We start from the raw sequence: 14,552 nt of genomic DNA on the forward strand, positions 1-14,552 counted from the left end.
TGCAAGGATTCGCTTTGCATACGTTTGCAAAACTGTATTCTTCAGTAATCATTTCTGGCAAGACTTTTTTGCATACGTATGCAAAAAACCCTTAACCCGCGATCCTCAATCGCTTAAATCCAAAGCAAGCCATCAACGAAACGGTGCAAACGTGAGCTTTCAGGAAGAAAAAACACTCGTCTCCTCGTTCTACGAGGCCCTCGACTCATCAAGCGAAACGAATCTGCCTGACGTCTTTGGGCAGTTCTGTGCCGACGATTTGCTGTGGCGCGGCTTTCATCCGTTCGATGAAATCACCGGTGCAGACTCGGTGGCGCGGACATTCTGGCAGCCGCTGAAGTCCAGCCTGAAACGGATGCAACGCCGTCAGGATGTGTTTTTCGCGGGCACCAACTCTCTGGAACCGGGCGCGGATGTCTGGGTGGTGTCTATGGGCCATCTGATGGGCTTGTTCGATGCCCCATGGCTGGGGATTCGCCCCACCGGCAAGATGGCCTTTCTGCGCTATTGCGAGTTTCATCGGATCGCGGACGGCAAGATTGCCGAGACGGCGATGTATTTCGACATCCCGCATCTGATGGTGCAGGCGGGGCAAAACCCGTTTCCGCCGCAAACCGCAGCCCATCTGATCCAGCCCGGCCCCTTGACCCATGATGGTCTGCTGTATGAGGACCAGCCCGAGGAAGAAGGCCGCAAGACACTGGCAGCGATCAACGCCATGATCTCGGACCTTGGTCAGTGGAACAGTGGCCTGTCGCTGGAAGACGAATTGGCCCGCACATGGCATGACGACATGATCTGGTGGGGCCCCGAAGGGATCGGTGCCACCTACACGATCGAACGCTATGCCAAGCAGCATTCCGGCCCGTTCCGCGCCGGGTTCGCTGACCGCTCCAAGACCAAACATATCTGCCGCCTGGCCGAGGGGCATTACGGCGGCTTCTTCGGCTGGCCCAATTTCACTGCTGTTCCGACGGGTGGCTTCATGGGCATGCCCGCCACCGGCAAGCCCGGCGAGTTCCGGGTGATCGACATCTACCGACGCGCGGGGGATAAGCTGGCCGAGAACTGGATTTTCATCGACCTTCTGCATTTCTGGAAACAGCAGGGTGTCGATATTCTGCCCCGCACAACAGGGATTGAAGCACCATGAGGATCGATGCACATCACCACCTGTGGGACCTGAACGCAGTGAACTATCCGTGGCTGATGGAAAAGGGCGCGGTGCGGTTCTTTGGCGACCCCTCTCCGATTCAGCGCGACTATCTGCTGCCTGAATTCCGCAAAGATGCCGAGGCCGCCGGGTTTACTACCTCAGTCCACATTCAGGTCGGCGCCGCCGATCCATGGGCCGAGGCGCAATGGGTGCAGTCCGTCGCCGACCAATATCCCGACTGGCCGCTGGTGCAGGTCGCCTTTTGTGACCTGGCCGCGGATGACCTGACCGAACAACTGGAGCGGTTGCAAACCCTGCCCTCGCTGCGTGGCGTGCGCCAGATCATCGGCCGCGCCCCGGGTGAGGATCAGCTGTCGGGCACCAATGACCTGCTGGACAACCCCAAGTTTCTGGCCGGGCTGAAACAACTTGGCGATCGTGGTCTGTCCTTTGACCTGCAATTGTTGCCCGAACTGATGGAACGAACCGCCGCCGTTCTGGATCAGGCACCAGCAACCCAAGTGGCGCTGTGTCATGCCGGGTCGCCGCATGACCGATCCGAACAGGGACTGGAAGGCTGGGCCAAGGCGCTGCAAGCGCTTGCGACACTGCCGCAAGTCACCTGCAAACTCTCGGGCCTCGGCATGTTCGATCACAATTGGAGCGCCGACAGCGTCAGACCCATCGTCGAGACCTGCCTGACCCAATTCGGACCTGATCGGTGCATGTTTGGGTCTAATTTTCCGGTCGACAGCCTGTCATCCAATTACGCGGACCTGATTGCCAGACACAAAGCCCTGGTGCCCGAAGCAGACCACGATCAGGTCTTCGGGCGCACCGCGCAGCAATTCTATCACATGTGAAGGGCTGGGTGTCCTGATGGTCAGGACACCGATTGCTCAGACACGATCTCGCCAAACCGGGTGAAGAACTTGCCCGACAGCTTTTTGGCGGTGCCCGAGATCAGACGGCTGCCCAACTGGGCGATCTTGCCGCCGACATCGACCTTGGCGGTATAAGACAGCACCGTCTCATCCCCGTCTTCGGTCAGCGTCACGTCGGCCCCGCCTTTGGCAAAACCCGCCGCCCCGCCCTTGCCTTCGCCGGACAGGGAAAACCCGTCTGGGGCGTTTGAGGTGTCCAGTGTGACTTCTCCGGCGAACTTGGCTTTGACCGGGCCGATCTTGAGGACAACCTTGGCCGCAAGCTCATCGGGCGCATTCTGAGTCAGCTCCTCGCAGCCTGGAATGCACTCCTTCAGGATCTCAGGGTTGTTCAGGGCTTGATACACGACATCCCGCGGTGCCGAGATGCGGATTTCATCACTCAGGTCCATGCGCGCTTCCTTTGATCAGTGACTTGCCTAGTTCAGCAAAGTTACAGGTTCCGGCGCATCTTTCCAGAGTCTGTTTCGGCGCCGCCGATCCCCGACCGGCGGCGCCTGGTTTATCAGTCGCTGATCGCGCCTTCCTCATCCCGGCGCTGGTGCATCTTGGCCTTGACCCGTGCGCCCACGATCAAGGGCAGGACAAAGCCGATGATGGCGATGGACCACAGCGCGATGGACAGCGGGCTGTCGATCAGGGTCCACCAGTTGCCGTTGTCGATGGTTACCGCACGGCGCAGATTGTTCTCCATCGAGTTGCCCAGCAGCGTGCCAAGGATGATCGGCACCAGCGGCACGTCCAGCTTACGCAGGACCCAGCCCATCACGCCGAACCCGATCATCACCAGCAAATCAAAGCTCGACCCCGAGATGCCGTAGATGCCCACAAAGCTGACCATCGCCACGATCGGCATCAGGATACGCGAGGGGATCATGAGGACACGGGTGAACAGCCCCACCATCGGGATGTTCATCGCCAGCAGCATGAAGTTGGCGATGAACAGCGCCGCGATCAGGCCCCAGACCACATCAGGGTTCTGCGTGAACAACAGCGGACCGGGTGTGATGTTCAGCGCCAGCAGGACCGCAAGCAACACGGCCGTGGTTCCCGATCCCGGCACGCCCAGCGCCAGCATCGGTACCAAGGCTCCGCCCGCAGCGGCGTTGTTACCAGCCTCAGGCGCAGCCACGCCCCGTGGGTCACCGGTGCCGAAGGTGTTTTCCTTGTCGACCAGCCGTTTCTCCATCGAGTAGGAGATGAACGAGCCCAAAGACGCCCCGGCGCCCGGCAGAACCCCAGCGATAAAGCCAAGGAACGAGGTACGCAGCATGGTCGGCGTGCATTTCTTGACCATCGACATCGGCGGATAGAGGCGACCGATATTCAGCTTGCGGCCTTCGGCATCCGATCCGCCATGGCGGTGTTCTAGGAAAATGAACACTTCGGACAGGGCAAACAGGCCGACGATCGCGACAAGGAAATCGAGACCGTCATACAAATGCACCTCGCCAAAGGTGAAACGTGGCACGCCGGTCTGGGTATCCACACCGATGGTCGCCAAGCCAAGGCCCAGCGCGGCGGCGAAGGCGGATTTGGCTTGGTTAGTCGAGGACACACCGCCCAGCGTCATGAAGGCCAGCGCGAACAGGGCAAAATATTCGGCCGGTCCGAACAGCAGCGCGATCTTCACCAGCTGCGGCGCAAGAAAGATCAGGCCCCATGTCGCCAGAAACGCACCAACGAACGATGCGATACCGGACAGCGACAGCGCCTCGCCTGCGAACCCCTTTTTCGCCATGGGATGCCCGTCCAGACAGGTCATCATAGCGGGCTCGTCCCCGGGGATATTAAGCAGGATCGAAGATATCCGACCCCCATACATTGCCCCGTAATAGACACTGGTCAGCAGGATCAGCGATGGCGTCGCCCCCAGCCCCAGCGTAAAGGCCAGCGGGATCAGGATGGCCACGCCATTTGACGGGCCAAGACCGGGCAACGCGCCCATGATCGTGCCCAGAAAACAGCCCAGCAGGGCCAGCATCAGGTTCTGCCATGTCAACGCGATGGCGAAACCGTCTCCGAGGGATGCAAGAGTTTCCATGTCCTATTCCTCAGAACCCCAGCGGGCCACGGGCCAGCGACAGGCCCAGAACCAGATGGAAGATGACGTAGATGCCGACGGATGTGCCGATGCCTACAAGCACGCTTTCGATCGGGCCAGAGCCCAGACGCCAGGCCAGATAGGTGGCGGCAAAGGCGGTGGCGATGACAAAGCCGATTTCCGGCAGCAGCTCGGCGTAAAGGATCATCATGACCACGGCGGAGCCGACCTCGACCAGTCGGCCCAGCGTGGGCCATTCCGGTTCGGTATCCGGGCGCAGGGCGATGACGATGCTCGACAGGCCCAGAATGGCGGCGATGATCAGGGGGAAGGCTTTGGGTCCGACGGCATCGGACAGAAAGCTCTCCTCGATCGCCAATGCGGAAAAGGCAAATCCGATGGCGAGTAGCAGTCCGACGACCCCGAAGATGCGGTCACTCATCGGTGTCTCCTATTGTTCGGGTAAATGGGTGGATCCGGGCACGGCATGGTGCCCGGATCGCTGTGAGTGGTTATTTGATGATCCCGATCTCTTTCGAGATCGTCTGGATCTGACCCACGGATTCAGCGACGAAGTCCTGGAAGGCAGCGCCCTGCAGGTCCAGCGGGGCCAGACCATTGGCGGCCATCACCTCTTTCCATTCGTCCGAGGCGTAGAGGTCACCGATCTTGCCGACCCAATCGCCATAAGCCTCATCGGTCATGCCGCCCGGAGCGTAGAAGCCGCGCCAGTTTGCGCCGATAGCGTCAACGCCCTGCTCCTTGGCGGTCGGGAAATCGGCAAACTCACCCGGCAGGCGGTCGGGTGCCAGAACCGCGATCACCTTGATGTCACCGGAATCCACGAAACCCTTGGCCTCGGAAATGTCGCCAGTGAAGGCCTGAACTGAACCCGCCAGCAGCTGGGTCACGGCCTCACCACCACCGTCAAAGGCGATGTATTTGACGGCCCGAACATCGTCGATGCCATAGGCGTTGGCCGCAATCAGCACCTTCAGGTGGTCCCAGCCCCCCACGGCGGACCCGCCTGCAACCGACACCGACGCCGGATCGGCTTTGATCTGGTCCAGCAGTTCGGGCAGGGTGTTGACCGCGCTGTCGGCGGCCACTGCGATCACGCCATAATCCGCACCGATGGCGGCCAGCCAGCGGACCTGATCCATGGTGTTGCCCGGATAGGCGCCTTGCGCCAGACGGGTTGCGGTGGCGGCACTGGCGGCAACGATCAGCTCGTTATCCTCACCACGCTTGTTCACCACTTCGGCAAAGGCCACACCACCGCCGCCACCGGCAAGGTTCACTACCTGCATGGTCTGGTCGATCAGGCCCAGATCCTGCAGCGATTTACCCACCTGGCGGCAGGTGAAATCCCAGCCGCCACCGGGGTTGGCCGGGGCAATACATTCCTGTGCGCTGGCCGCAACGCCGGACAGGGCAAAGACAGCAGCCGCAATTGCGCCACTGGTTCCAAACAGTTTCATTCGTGTCTCCTCCTTGGGTCTTTTTTGGGCCGCATTTCAGCAACCGAAACCGATCCCCGCAGGCGCGTGTCCTTGCAGGTCGTATCTGTTTACCGAATAATGCTGTCACGAACCTGTCACGGTTCCGGCGTCCGACTTTGGGAGGGGTCATGCGCGTTTTGATGATCGAAGATGCCGAGGACCTGGCCGAGGGCGTCGTGGCCCATCTGGCCCGTTCCGGTGTGGTGTGTGATCTGGCGACCACCGTGGAATCCGCCCGCGATTTCCGCGCGGTACAAAGCTATGACGCCATGCTGTTGGACATCAATCTGCCGGACGGGTCCGGTTTGAATTTCCTTGGCAAAATCCGCGCGTCAGGCGACCGCACGCCGGTGCTGATGTTGACCGCTCTGACCTCGGTCGAGGATCGCGTGGCCGCCTTGGACAAGGGTGCCGACGATTATCTGGGCAAGCCTTTCGATCAGCGCGAGCTTGAAGCCCGCCTGCGCGCCCTCGTCCGTCGCGATGCCGACCGCAAAAGCGAACAGATCACGCTGGGGCCGCTGATCTACGCCCCTAAGGACCGCAGCGCCACACTGGAGGGCAAGCGTCTGAACCTGACCGCCCGCGAGGCCGCCGTACTGGACGCGTTGATCCGGCATGAGGGACAATTTCTGTCAAAAACGCGTCTCTATGACTCGCTTTACGGGTTCGAGGATGCGGATGTAGGCGAGAACGCGATTGAGCTGTATATCGCCCGCCTGCGCAAGAAATTTACCGGCAGCGTGGTCAGCATCACCACCCAACGCGGGGTGGGATATCGGATCGGTCTGGATGGCTAGGCTGCACCTGCCCCACAGCCTGACGGCGCGGGTTCTGAGCGCAGTGATGCTGATCCTGATCCTCGGCGGCTGCCTGGTGGCGTTGTCGATCTGGGCCAATGGCCGCTTGGCGGCGCGACAGGCCTATGACCGGCTGCTGCTGGGTGCGGCCACCGATATCGCCGAATCCGTGCGCATTCAGGATGGCGAGCCGTTTGTGGACTTGCCTGTCTCGGCCTTTCAACTGCTGGCGCAGGCGCCGGATGACCGTATTTTCTATGCGGTGCAGGTACCCGGCGGACCGTTCATCACCGGGCTGGATCGCGACACGGTGATCGAGGTTCCACAGCAACCCGGCACCGCGCCCTTCTACTTCACCGCCGACCTGAACGGGGAACCCGCCCGCTTTGTCCGCGTGGCCCGCCTGTTTGCCGAACGGGAGTTTTCAGGCGAGGTTGAAGTGCTGGTCGGCCAGACCCTGCGCGCACGCAAGATGATGACCGCCGGGCTGATGCGTGATGCGCTGCTGCCGATGGCCGGTGCAGGGATTTTGCTGCTGATCATGTCGTGGTTTGTCACCCGTTCCGCCCTGCGCCCGCTTGAAGCACTGTCCGACGATCTCACCCGCCGCGATCCGTATGACCTGACACCGATGACCAGCGATGGCCTGCCGCGTGAGCTGCAGGTGATGCTGACCGCGATGAACCGCTTCATGGGGCGGCTCGACCGGCAGGTGGACACGATGCGCAACCTGATCGCCGACACTGCCCATCAGCTGCGCACCCCGGTCGCCGCCATCCGGGTACAGGCCGAAATCGCTCAGGACGACCCCGATCCCCCGGCCCGCGCACGCGCCTTGGACAGGTTGCTCAGGCGCACGCGGTCACTGGGCACCCTGCTGGATCAGCTACTGTCCCGCGCCATGGTGATCCACCGCATCGACAGCGCCCCGCGCCGCCCCGTTGATCTGCGTGAGGTGGCGCTGGACGTGCTGGAACAGAGCGATCACGAACTGGTCGCGCCCGGTGTCGAGGTGCGGCTGGAGATCGGCGAAACCCCGGTGCTGGTGAATGCCGATGCCTTTTCCCTTGGTGAGGCCGCAAAGAACCTGCTGGGCAATGCGCTGCGGCACGGCGACCCTCCGGTCAGCATTGGCGCAACGCAGGAAGGCAACCGTGCCATTCTGTGGGTGCGCGATCACGGTCTCGGCCCCGCCACGCCCGTCGCCGATAACATCGGGGACCGGTTCAATCGTACCACCGGCTCGGGCGAGGACAGCACCGGGCTGGGCCTGTCGATCGTGAAATCCACTGCCGAGGCTTTTGACGGCAAGGTTGAAATGAACCGCGACGATACCGGGTTTCGCGCGGCACTCAGCTTTCCGGCCACTAGGGGGATGGAATGATCCGCATATTTTTGATCTGTCTTCTGTTTGCCCTGCCCAGCGCTCTGCGCGCGCAAGAAGCCACGGCCAGCTTCGGAGGCGGCAATGACCCGATGTTGATCCGCTCGACCACCGATATCGCCATCATTGCCCCGGTTCTGGAACGCTTTGCCGAGCTGAACCCCGATCTGGTGATAACCTACGAACAATGGGGCTCGAACGCGCTGTTTCAGCACAGCCGCACGGTCTGTAAGGGCGGTCAGAACCCTGCCGATGTGGTGTTTTCCTCGGCCATTCAGCAGATGGTGTGGCTGGTCAATTCCGCCTGTGCCCACCGCTATCGTTCATCCCAAACCGAGGCCCTGCCGGACGCACGGCGCTGGCGGGATGAGTTGTGGGGCATAACCACCGAACCTGCGGTCATCGCCTATAACAAGGAGTTGCTGGACGATCAGCTCGTGCCTCGCAACCGCTTTGCCCTGCTGGACGCGATGCGCACGCAGCCCGATCTGCTGCGGGGCCGGGTGGCCACTTACGATATCGCCGCCTCGGGTCTGGGGTATCTTTTCGCCTATGGTGACAGTCTTGAAGCCACGACCTTTGGTTCCCTGATCGAAGGCTTCGCCCGCATCGACGCTGTGGCAACCTGCTGTTCCTCCGAGATCATCCGCGACGTGGCCGAGGGGCGGTTCCTGATCGCCTATAACGTTCTGGGATCTTACGTCGCCAATGCTGACGCGCCGGGCGTGGGCGTAATCCTGCCCGAAGATTACACGCTGGTCCTGTCCCGCGCCCTTATGATTCCGGCTCAGGCGGCCAACAAGGATGCCGCGACCGGGTTTCTGGATTTCCTGCTGTCACCCGAGGCGCAAAACCTGCTGGCGGCTTCGGGGCTTGTGGCCCAGATGGACGCGGCCGAGACCGGCCTGACGCCCAGTGCCCGCCGCTTTATCGCGCTGTCCCCGGCGTTGCTGGTCGCACGGGACCAGAACCGCCGGGCAGAGCTGTTCAAACTGTGGAACGATGCCTTTGATGTGGAAACCGCGCGCTAGGCCTGTTTCTCGACCACCGGTTCTCCCTCGGCATTGACCGCCGGTTCGACATCGGGCCGGACAGGTTCCGCCTCCATCTCGATGACCTCGGGCTCGACCGTTTCCTCGACCTCTTCGATTTCGGGTTCCGGCTCGGGTTCGGGTTCTGGCTCGGGTTTGTCCTCAAGCGCGCCGACGATCAGCGGCAGCATGTGAACGCCGGTGGCCGTTGCGATCTCGGGTGTTTGCGGGGTTTGCCAGCTGAGCGTGTCAAAGCTGCCGCAGTTCTGACAGACCGGCGCCCATTCGGGTTGAATGTCGTGGCAGTTGTCGCAGACCCATTGCGGCCCGCGCGGCGCGTTCAGTGCCTTGGCCAGCCAACCCTGCACCACCGCGTCCGAGGCACCCTCGCCCCGTTCAATCGCCGCCATTAGCGTATAGGCGCGCGCGTCAGCCTGTTTTTCCACCACATCGCCCAACGCCCGGCGGGCTTCGGGGAAATCCTCGGCCACGATGTTCAGCTCGGCCAGGATCAAGCGGGTTTCGGGGTTTTCCGGGTGGATACGGGTCAACGCCGTGAAGCGTTTGATCCGCGCCTCGGGCGTTTCATCGGGTGCAATCTCGGCAAAGGCATGGGCCAGATCGGGGTGCGGCTGCACCTCCCAGGCTTTTTTCAGGATTTTGGTCGCGGCGCGCGGCTTGCCCTTTTCGATATAGGCCCGCGCGGCCATGGCGGCGGCAGGCACCAGATCGGGCGACAGGCGGTTGGCTTCGATCGCGTGTTCCTGCTGTTCGACCGTTGCGCCTTCGGCCAGAATATCCTTGGCCTCCGACAGGGCCAGAACCGCATCGCGGCGCTTGAACACGTCGCGCGGCAGGTGACCGGCCTTCAGCTTGGCGGTCAGGGTCGAGCGCGCGCCGGCCCAGTCCTGCGATTTGGTCTGCAGACCCAGCAGAATGTCCTGCGTCTCGGCATGGCGCGGTTTGATCGCCAGCGCCTTTTCAGCCAGCTTGCGAGCGGTATCGTCATCGCCCTCGGCCAGTTTCTGTTTCATGATACCGCGCACACCGACAAAGCGCGTGGCGTTGTTCGTGACCAGCTTCTTGTAGGTCTCGGACGCCTTTTTGGTGTCACCGTTCATCTCGGCCGCCTGTGCCACCAACAGGTTGGTCAACTCGGGCTTGTTCAGCAGCTTTTCGGCCTTGTACGCCTTGTTCATGGCCACGCGCCCCTCGCCCGAGGCCAGTGCCATCAGACCATCGGACAGCGCCTGATAGCCCCGCTTTTCGCGACTGCGGTCGAAATAGCGCGACAGGGCGGTTTCATCCCCGTTGAGGAACTTCAGAGTCGCGATCAGCAGCGTCAGCAGCTTGAAGAACACCCAGATCAGGACAACCAGCACGCCCAGCGCGATCACCGATTGCAGGGGTCCCAGCGTGAATTCCTGACCCCACGCCGTGATCTGCACGCCGCCACTGGTTTCCATCAGGAACATGGCGCCCATGGCCAGTAGGCCGATAATCGCTACAAAAACAAGGATCTTTAACAATGACCACAGCATGGCAGGTCCTTCAGTTCGAGTTTACGCTGGATTGCAGCGCATTTGCGGCGTCCACGGCAGCCAACCGCGTCTGGGCCGTCTGTTCCCAATCCGCCAGTGCCGCCTTGGCCGCATCGGGCAGAGATTTGAGTTCGCTCAGCGCGGCAGCAACATCACCACCCGCCAGCGCAGCCTCGGCCCGCGACAGGACCGCGTCGGGGCTGTCGCCCTCTTGCGGGGTGACCGAGCGCGCGCCGGTCTGGCGTTGCAGGAATGCGACCAGACCCGTGGCATTGTCTGCATCCCGCGCATCGGCCAGCGCGGTTCGGGCCGCAGGCGCGAAGGAACTCCGCAGAGTGTCCAAGGTGGCAACGCCTTCTTTTGCCGGGGCTGACAGAGCATCGGGTACGGTCACGCCGCCAGCCGTCAGTTCGGCCACCAGATCACTATAGGGCTGTCCCGCGTCCAGTTGGCTGTGCACCTGAGACAGGATTGATGCATTTGTGGCCGCCTGCGCTTTGGCGGCGGCCTGCGCCTCAAGCGCCTGTGCATCCGAGACCATTTTCTCGACCTCGGCCCGCTGCGCGGCAAGCGAGTCCTGCAGTTTCTTCAGTTCGGCCTCAAACGCGGCCGAGGCCTCAGGCGAGGCGCCTTGCGTCAGCGCACCGCTTTCCAGATCGCTCAGGCGGCTGGCCAGAGGGTCGATCTTGCCCGCCAGCCCGTCGAGACCGGATTTCACCGCATCCAATTCCGCGCCCATTGGCGTGATCTGATCGGTCAGGGCAGCGATTTTGCTGTCCACATCGGAACTGTCTGAACTGTCGGCCAAGGATTTCGTCAGTGCCTCGATCTGGCTGGACTGTTCATTGAGCTTCGCCTCAAGCGCTGCAAGTCCGTCGGATTCACCAGACCCGAAGAAACCCGCGCTGCCCGCAGCAAACCCGATCCCGGCCGCAAGCACACCGCCCAGCAGGGCCGGCACAAAGCCGCTACGCTTTTCCTGTTCAGGTTCGGCTGGAATGTCTGCGACCGCCGCGACGGGCTCTTCCACAACTTGTTCGGCTTCGGCTTCGGCTTCGGCTTCGGCTTCGGCTTCGGCTTCGGCTTCGGCTTCGGCTTCGGAAAGCGCCTCTTCTACAGGTACGTCTGAGTCAACAGGCGGCTCTTCCCGCTGCGAGGTGAATTCGACCGTCTCCTCGGACTTGGGGTCTTCCACCGGCTTTTGATCGGATTTCTTCTTACCAGCCACCGCAACGTTCCCCTTATCGAATCCAATTTCACATGAATAACAGGCCACTCTAGGTTAATCGGTGGTCTCGCCTCCCTCAACCCGCATCGCATGTTTCACAAGCTTTTTCACGGCTTTCTGCATTTTCTTCGGGGTCGGCTCTTTGGCGATCTTCAGGCGCGCATAGTCCAAGGAATAAAGGGGTTCCGCCGTCGCTTCGCTGATCGCAGCCAGCCATAAGGGTGCCGAACCGGCCCAGATATCGGCAAATTGTCGCGCCGTTCTGGGCGAAAAGAGGGGCGCGATGACGGGTATATCTCCGGCCGCGGCCGTGGCCGCCTCGGGTGTCAGCGGTAACAGGCGCTGCTGATAGACGGGCTGTTCGCGCACTGTCAGGCCCGACTCGGTCAGGCGCGAGGCGATATTGCCCCTGCTGTGTTCGCCCCGCAGGTGCAACAGGGGGCTTTCAGGCCGATGTTTAAGCAAATAGGCCACCAGTTCTTCGGCGGTGGCGCCAACCATCTGCGCGTCCCACCCGGCGCCTTTTGCCGTACCGGTGGTGGCGGGGCCGACGCAAAAGGCGGGCATGTCCCGCGCCACGCCCAGCGACGCGGCGGCATTCACCGCGTTGGCCGAGGTAAAGATCAGCCCGCGCATACCCTGCGCATCCACCTTGACCGTCAGGGGTCTGATTTCGAGGATCGGAGAATAGATGACCTCGACCCGGGATCTGGTGCGGGTTGGCAGCTGCGCAACGAACCGTTCTGAGGCAGCACGCGGGCGGGTCATCAGCAAATACAAAAGTCGGCGCCTTCCGCCTTGGGATTGTTTGCATCCGCGCGGGGTGATACCCCGCTTGGCAATCAAGGTGTAACGGATCGGGCCAATGGTGCAAACACTTACCGTCCTCGGGCTGGAAAGCAGCTGTGACGACACAGCCGCCGCCGTGGTGCGCCAAACGGATGGCGCCGGGGCCGAAGTGCTGTCCTCCATCGTGCATGGCCAGACCGAATTGCACAGCGCCTATGGCGGCGTGGTGCCCGAGATTGCGGCCCGTGCCCATGCCGAGAAACTGGATATCTGCGTGAAGCAGGCGTTGGAAGCCGCGGGCCTGACCCTTTCTGACATGGACGCCATTGCGGTGACCGCCGGGCCGGGCCTGATCGGCGGCGTCATGTCCGGCGTCATGTGCGCCAAGGGGCTGAGCGCCGCGACCGGCCTGCCGCTGATCGGCGTCAACCATCTGGCCGGCCACGCCCTGACGCCGCGCCTGACTGACGGCGTCGCGTTTCCCTATCTGATGCTGCTGGTTTCAGGTGGCCATTGCCAATACCTTATTGCCCACGGACCGGAGCAATTTACCCGCCTGGGCGGCACTATTGACGACGCGCCCGGTGAAGCCTTCGACAAGACCGCCCGCCTGCTGGGCCTGCCACAACCCGGTGGCCCTTCGGTCGAGGCCGAGGCGCGGTCGGGTGACCCCAAACGGTTCCGCTTTCCCCGGCCTCTGCTGGATCGGCCGGGATGTGATCTGTCGTTTTCAGGGCTCAAGACCGCGCTGATGCGGATGCGGGATCAGATCGTCGCGGAAAAAGGCGGTCTGACCCGTGAGGACCGCGCCGATCTGTGCGCCGGGTTTCAGCAAGCCATCGTGGACACTCTGGCCGAGAAAACCCGCCGGGCAATGGACCGGTATCTGGAGGAAAGCCCGTCGGACCCGGTCATCGCTGTAGCCGGGGGTGTCGCTGCAAACTCAGCCATTCGCGCCGCGTTAGAGACTGTTTGTGCCGAAAAAGGCGCGCGTTTCACGGCGCCACCGCTGGCCCTGTGCACTGACAACGCTGCCATGATCGCCTATGCCGGGATGGAGCGTTTTCGCACCGGTGCCCGCGATGGTCTGGACCTGACCGCCCGACCCCGCTGGCCCTTGGACCAAACCAGCCCCGCCATGTTGGGCAGCGGCAAGAAAGGTGCCAAGGCATGAGCGTTTCGGTTCTGGGATCAGGGGCCTTCGGCACGGCGTTGGCGATTTCGCTGGCCGGAAACGGGCCGGTCACGCTGTGGTCGCGAGATGCCCAACAGGCCCGGCACATGCAGACCAGCCGCAAGAATACTGCGCGACTGCCGAATGTGAAGCTGCCCGATGCGATCTCAGTGACGGCCGATATTCAAGACGCGATTGCCGCTGACGTGCTTTTGCTGGCCGTGCCCATGCAGAAACTGCGCACGGCCTTGACGGAGCATGCCTCTGTTCTGGCCGGAAAAACACTGGTCGCCTGCTGCAAGGGGATCGAGCTGTCCTCGGGCCTCGGACCCATTTCGGTGATCCGCGAGACCATCCCGGACGCGCACCCTGCCCTTTTGACCGGACCCAGCTTTGCCGATGACATCGCGCGTGGCTTACCCACGGCGCTGACGCTGGCCTGTGCCGATGACAATCTGAGCCAGAACTTGCAGCATGAACTGACCACGGCCAACTTGCGCCTCTATCGCACCACTGATGTGATCGGGGCGGAATTGGGCGGCGCGTTGAAAAACGTGATGGCCATCGGCTGCGGGGCCGCCATCGGGGCGGGCCTTGGCGACAGCGCCCGCGCAGCCCTGATGACCCGCGGGTTTGCCGAGATGCAGCGCTTTGCCCTGATGCGCGGCGCACGGCCCGATACCCTGATGGGGCTGTCCGGGTTGGGGGACCTGGTGCTTACCTGCTCGTCCGAACTGTCGCGAAACTACCGTTATGGCCTGAGTTTGGGTCTGAATCGTCCTTTCGACACCCAGACAACGGTCGAAGGCGTCGCCACAGCGCGGGCCATGTCCGAGATCGCTACAAACGAAGGGCTGGACATGCCCATCAGCGCCACGGTGGCGGACCTGAGCCACGGTATCTACAGTGTACCGCAAGCCATCGACACCCTGCTCAACCGACCCCTCAAGGAGGAATAA

Annotated in this window: 14 protein-coding genes; 7 read left to right on the forward strand and 7 right to left on the reverse strand. The window is 62.3% G+C overall.

Annotated features, from left to right (window positions below; translation table 11 throughout):
• Positions 1–151: 151 nt before the first annotated feature.
• On the forward strand, positions 152–1,153 hold the full coding sequence (locus tag GOX63_RS11225) for an ester cyclase (protein ID WP_367647203.1): 1,002 nt from the start codon (positions 152–154) through the stop codon (positions 1,151–1,153).
• Positions 1,150–2,019, forward strand: coding sequence for an amidohydrolase family protein (locus GOX63_RS11230; RefSeq protein ID WP_170326070.1), 870 nt, complete (start codon positions 1,150–1,152; stop codon positions 2,017–2,019). Before GOX63_RS11225 ends, GOX63_RS11230 begins: the two co-directional genes overlap by 4 nt.
• Before the next feature lie 20 nt (positions 2,020–2,039).
• Here GOX63_RS11230 and GOX63_RS11235 read toward each other — a convergent pair whose 3' ends face one another.
• The 4 genes from GOX63_RS11235 to GOX63_RS11250 form a co-directional block, all read right to left on the reverse strand.
• Positions 2,040–2,492, reverse strand: a complete 453-nt coding sequence (locus GOX63_RS11235; protein WP_170326071.1) for an SRPBCC family protein — start codon at positions 2,490–2,492, stop codon at positions 2,040–2,042.
• A gap of 113 nt (positions 2,493–2,605) precedes the next feature.
• On the reverse strand, positions 2,606–4,144 hold the full coding sequence (locus tag GOX63_RS11240) for a tripartite tricarboxylate transporter permease (RefSeq protein ID WP_170326072.1): 1,539 nt from the start codon (positions 4,142–4,144) through the stop codon (positions 2,606–2,608).
• A gap of 10 nt (positions 4,145–4,154) precedes the next feature.
• Positions 4,155–4,586: a tripartite tricarboxylate transporter TctB family protein gene (locus tag GOX63_RS11245; RefSeq protein WP_170326073.1), complete on the reverse strand. Its 432-nt coding sequence runs from the start codon at positions 4,584–4,586 to the stop codon at positions 4,155–4,157.
• Positions 4,587–4,656: 70 nt separating this feature from the next.
• Complete coding sequence (locus GOX63_RS11250; RefSeq protein WP_170326074.1) at positions 4,657–5,625, reverse strand: Bug family tripartite tricarboxylate transporter substrate binding protein; 969 nt, start codon at positions 5,623–5,625, stop codon at positions 4,657–4,659.
• A 149-nt stretch (positions 5,626–5,774) separates the two neighbouring features.
• Here GOX63_RS11250 and GOX63_RS11255 point away from each other — a divergent pair, with 149 nt between their 5' ends.
• From GOX63_RS11255 to GOX63_RS11265, 3 genes are read left to right on the forward strand one after another with little or no spacing between them, the layout of a single operon-like run.
• Positions 5,775–6,446 carry a response regulator transcription factor gene (locus tag GOX63_RS11255; RefSeq protein WP_170326075.1) on the forward strand — a complete coding sequence of 224 codons (672 nt, stop codon included), beginning with the start codon at positions 5,775–5,777 and terminating at the stop codon, positions 6,444–6,446.
• Positions 6,439–7,830: a sensor histidine kinase gene (locus tag GOX63_RS11260; RefSeq protein WP_170326076.1), complete on the forward strand. Its 1,392-nt coding sequence runs from the start codon at positions 6,439–6,441 to the stop codon at positions 7,828–7,830. Before GOX63_RS11255 ends, GOX63_RS11260 begins: the two co-directional genes overlap by 8 nt.
• On the forward strand, positions 7,827–8,861 hold the full coding sequence (locus GOX63_RS11265) for an ABC transporter substrate-binding protein (RefSeq protein ID WP_170326077.1): 1,035 nt from the start codon (positions 7,827–7,829) through the stop codon (positions 8,859–8,861). The genes GOX63_RS11260 and GOX63_RS11265 overlap by 4 nt, the downstream gene beginning before the upstream one ends.
• On the opposite strand, the gene GOX63_RS11270 is transcribed toward GOX63_RS11265, so the two are convergent.
• Genes GOX63_RS11270 through GOX63_RS11280 form a run of 3 tightly spaced genes read right to left on the reverse strand, consistent with a single transcriptional unit; the run spans position 8,858 to position 12,398 of the window.
• Positions 8,858–10,402, reverse strand: a complete 1,545-nt coding sequence (locus GOX63_RS11270) for a heme biosynthesis protein HemY (protein WP_254435937.1) — start codon at positions 10,400–10,402, stop codon at positions 8,858–8,860. The two genes, GOX63_RS11265 and GOX63_RS11270, sit on opposite strands and share 4 nt — an antisense overlap.
• A 10-nt stretch (positions 10,403–10,412) precedes the next feature.
• Complete coding sequence (locus GOX63_RS11275; RefSeq protein ID WP_170545759.1) at positions 10,413–11,630, reverse strand: COG4223 family protein; 1,218 nt, start codon at positions 11,628–11,630, stop codon at positions 10,413–10,415.
• 54 nt (positions 11,631–11,684) lie between these two features.
• Positions 11,685–12,398 (reverse strand): uroporphyrinogen-III synthase, encoded by a 714-nt coding sequence (locus tag GOX63_RS11280; RefSeq protein ID WP_170326078.1) that lies wholly within the window; start codon positions 12,396–12,398, stop codon positions 11,685–11,687.
• Between the two features lie 97 nt (positions 12,399–12,495).
• Here GOX63_RS11280 and tsaD point away from each other — a divergent pair, with 97 nt between their 5' ends.
• Together tsaD and GOX63_RS11290 are read left to right on the forward strand one after the other, a co-directional pair.
• Positions 12,496–13,593: a tRNA (adenosine(37)-N6)-threonylcarbamoyltransferase complex transferase subunit TsaD gene (gene tsaD / locus GOX63_RS11285; protein WP_170326079.1), complete on the forward strand. Its 1,098-nt coding sequence runs from the start codon at positions 12,496–12,498 to the stop codon at positions 13,591–13,593.
• Positions 13,590–14,552, forward strand: coding sequence for an NAD(P)H-dependent glycerol-3-phosphate dehydrogenase (locus tag GOX63_RS11290; protein WP_170326080.1), 963 nt, complete (start codon positions 13,590–13,592; stop codon positions 14,550–14,552). The genes tsaD and GOX63_RS11290 overlap by 4 nt, the downstream gene beginning before the upstream one ends.

Origin of the sequence: Ruegeria arenilitoris, assembly GCF_013031355.1 — a bacterium.
In the GTDB taxonomy this organism is placed as follows: domain Bacteria; phylum Pseudomonadota; class Alphaproteobacteria; order Rhodobacterales; family Rhodobacteraceae; genus Ruegeria; species Ruegeria arenilitoris_C.

Bases quoted from the DNA above. Each gene is read 5' to 3' on its own strand.
- GOX63_RS11290 (WP_170326080.1), top strand. From the start codon at position 13,590: ATGAGCGTTTCGGTTCTGGGATCAGGGGCCTTCGGCACGGCGTTGGCG.
- GOX63_RS11255 (WP_170326075.1), top strand. From the start codon at position 5,775: ATGCGCGTTTTGATGATCGAAGATGCCGAGGACCTGGCCGAGGGCGTC.
- GOX63_RS11245 (WP_170326073.1), bottom strand. From the start codon at position 4,586: ATGAGTGACCGCATCTTCGGGGTCGTCGGACTGCTACTCGCCATCGGA.
- GOX63_RS11235 (WP_170326071.1), bottom strand. From the start codon at position 2,492: ATGGACCTGAGTGATGAAATCCGCATCTCGGCACCGCGGGATGTCGTG.
- GOX63_RS11240 (WP_170326072.1), bottom strand. From the start codon at position 4,144: ATGGAAACTCTTGCATCCCTCGGAGACGGTTTCGCCATCGCGTTGACA.
- GOX63_RS11270 (WP_254435937.1), bottom strand. From the start codon at position 10,402: ATGCTGTGGTCATTGTTAAAGATCCTTGTTTTTGTAGCGATTATCGGC.
- GOX63_RS11280 (WP_170326078.1), bottom strand. From the start codon at position 12,398: ATGACCCGCCCGCGTGCTGCCTCAGAACGGTTCGTTGCGCAGCTGCCA.
- GOX63_RS11250 (WP_170326074.1), bottom strand. From the start codon at position 5,625: ATGAAACTGTTTGGAACCAGTGGCGCAATTGCGGCTGCTGTCTTTGCC.
- GOX63_RS11265 (WP_170326077.1), top strand. From the start codon at position 7,827: ATGATCCGCATATTTTTGATCTGTCTTCTGTTTGCCCTGCCCAGCGCT.
- GOX63_RS11260 (WP_170326076.1), top strand. From the start codon at position 6,439: ATGGCTAGGCTGCACCTGCCCCACAGCCTGACGGCGCGGGTTCTGAGC.
- GOX63_RS11230 (WP_170326070.1), top strand. From the start codon at position 1,150: ATGAGGATCGATGCACATCACCACCTGTGGGACCTGAACGCAGTGAAC.
- tsaD (WP_170326079.1), top strand. From the start codon at position 12,496: ATGGTGCAAACACTTACCGTCCTCGGGCTGGAAAGCAGCTGTGACGAC.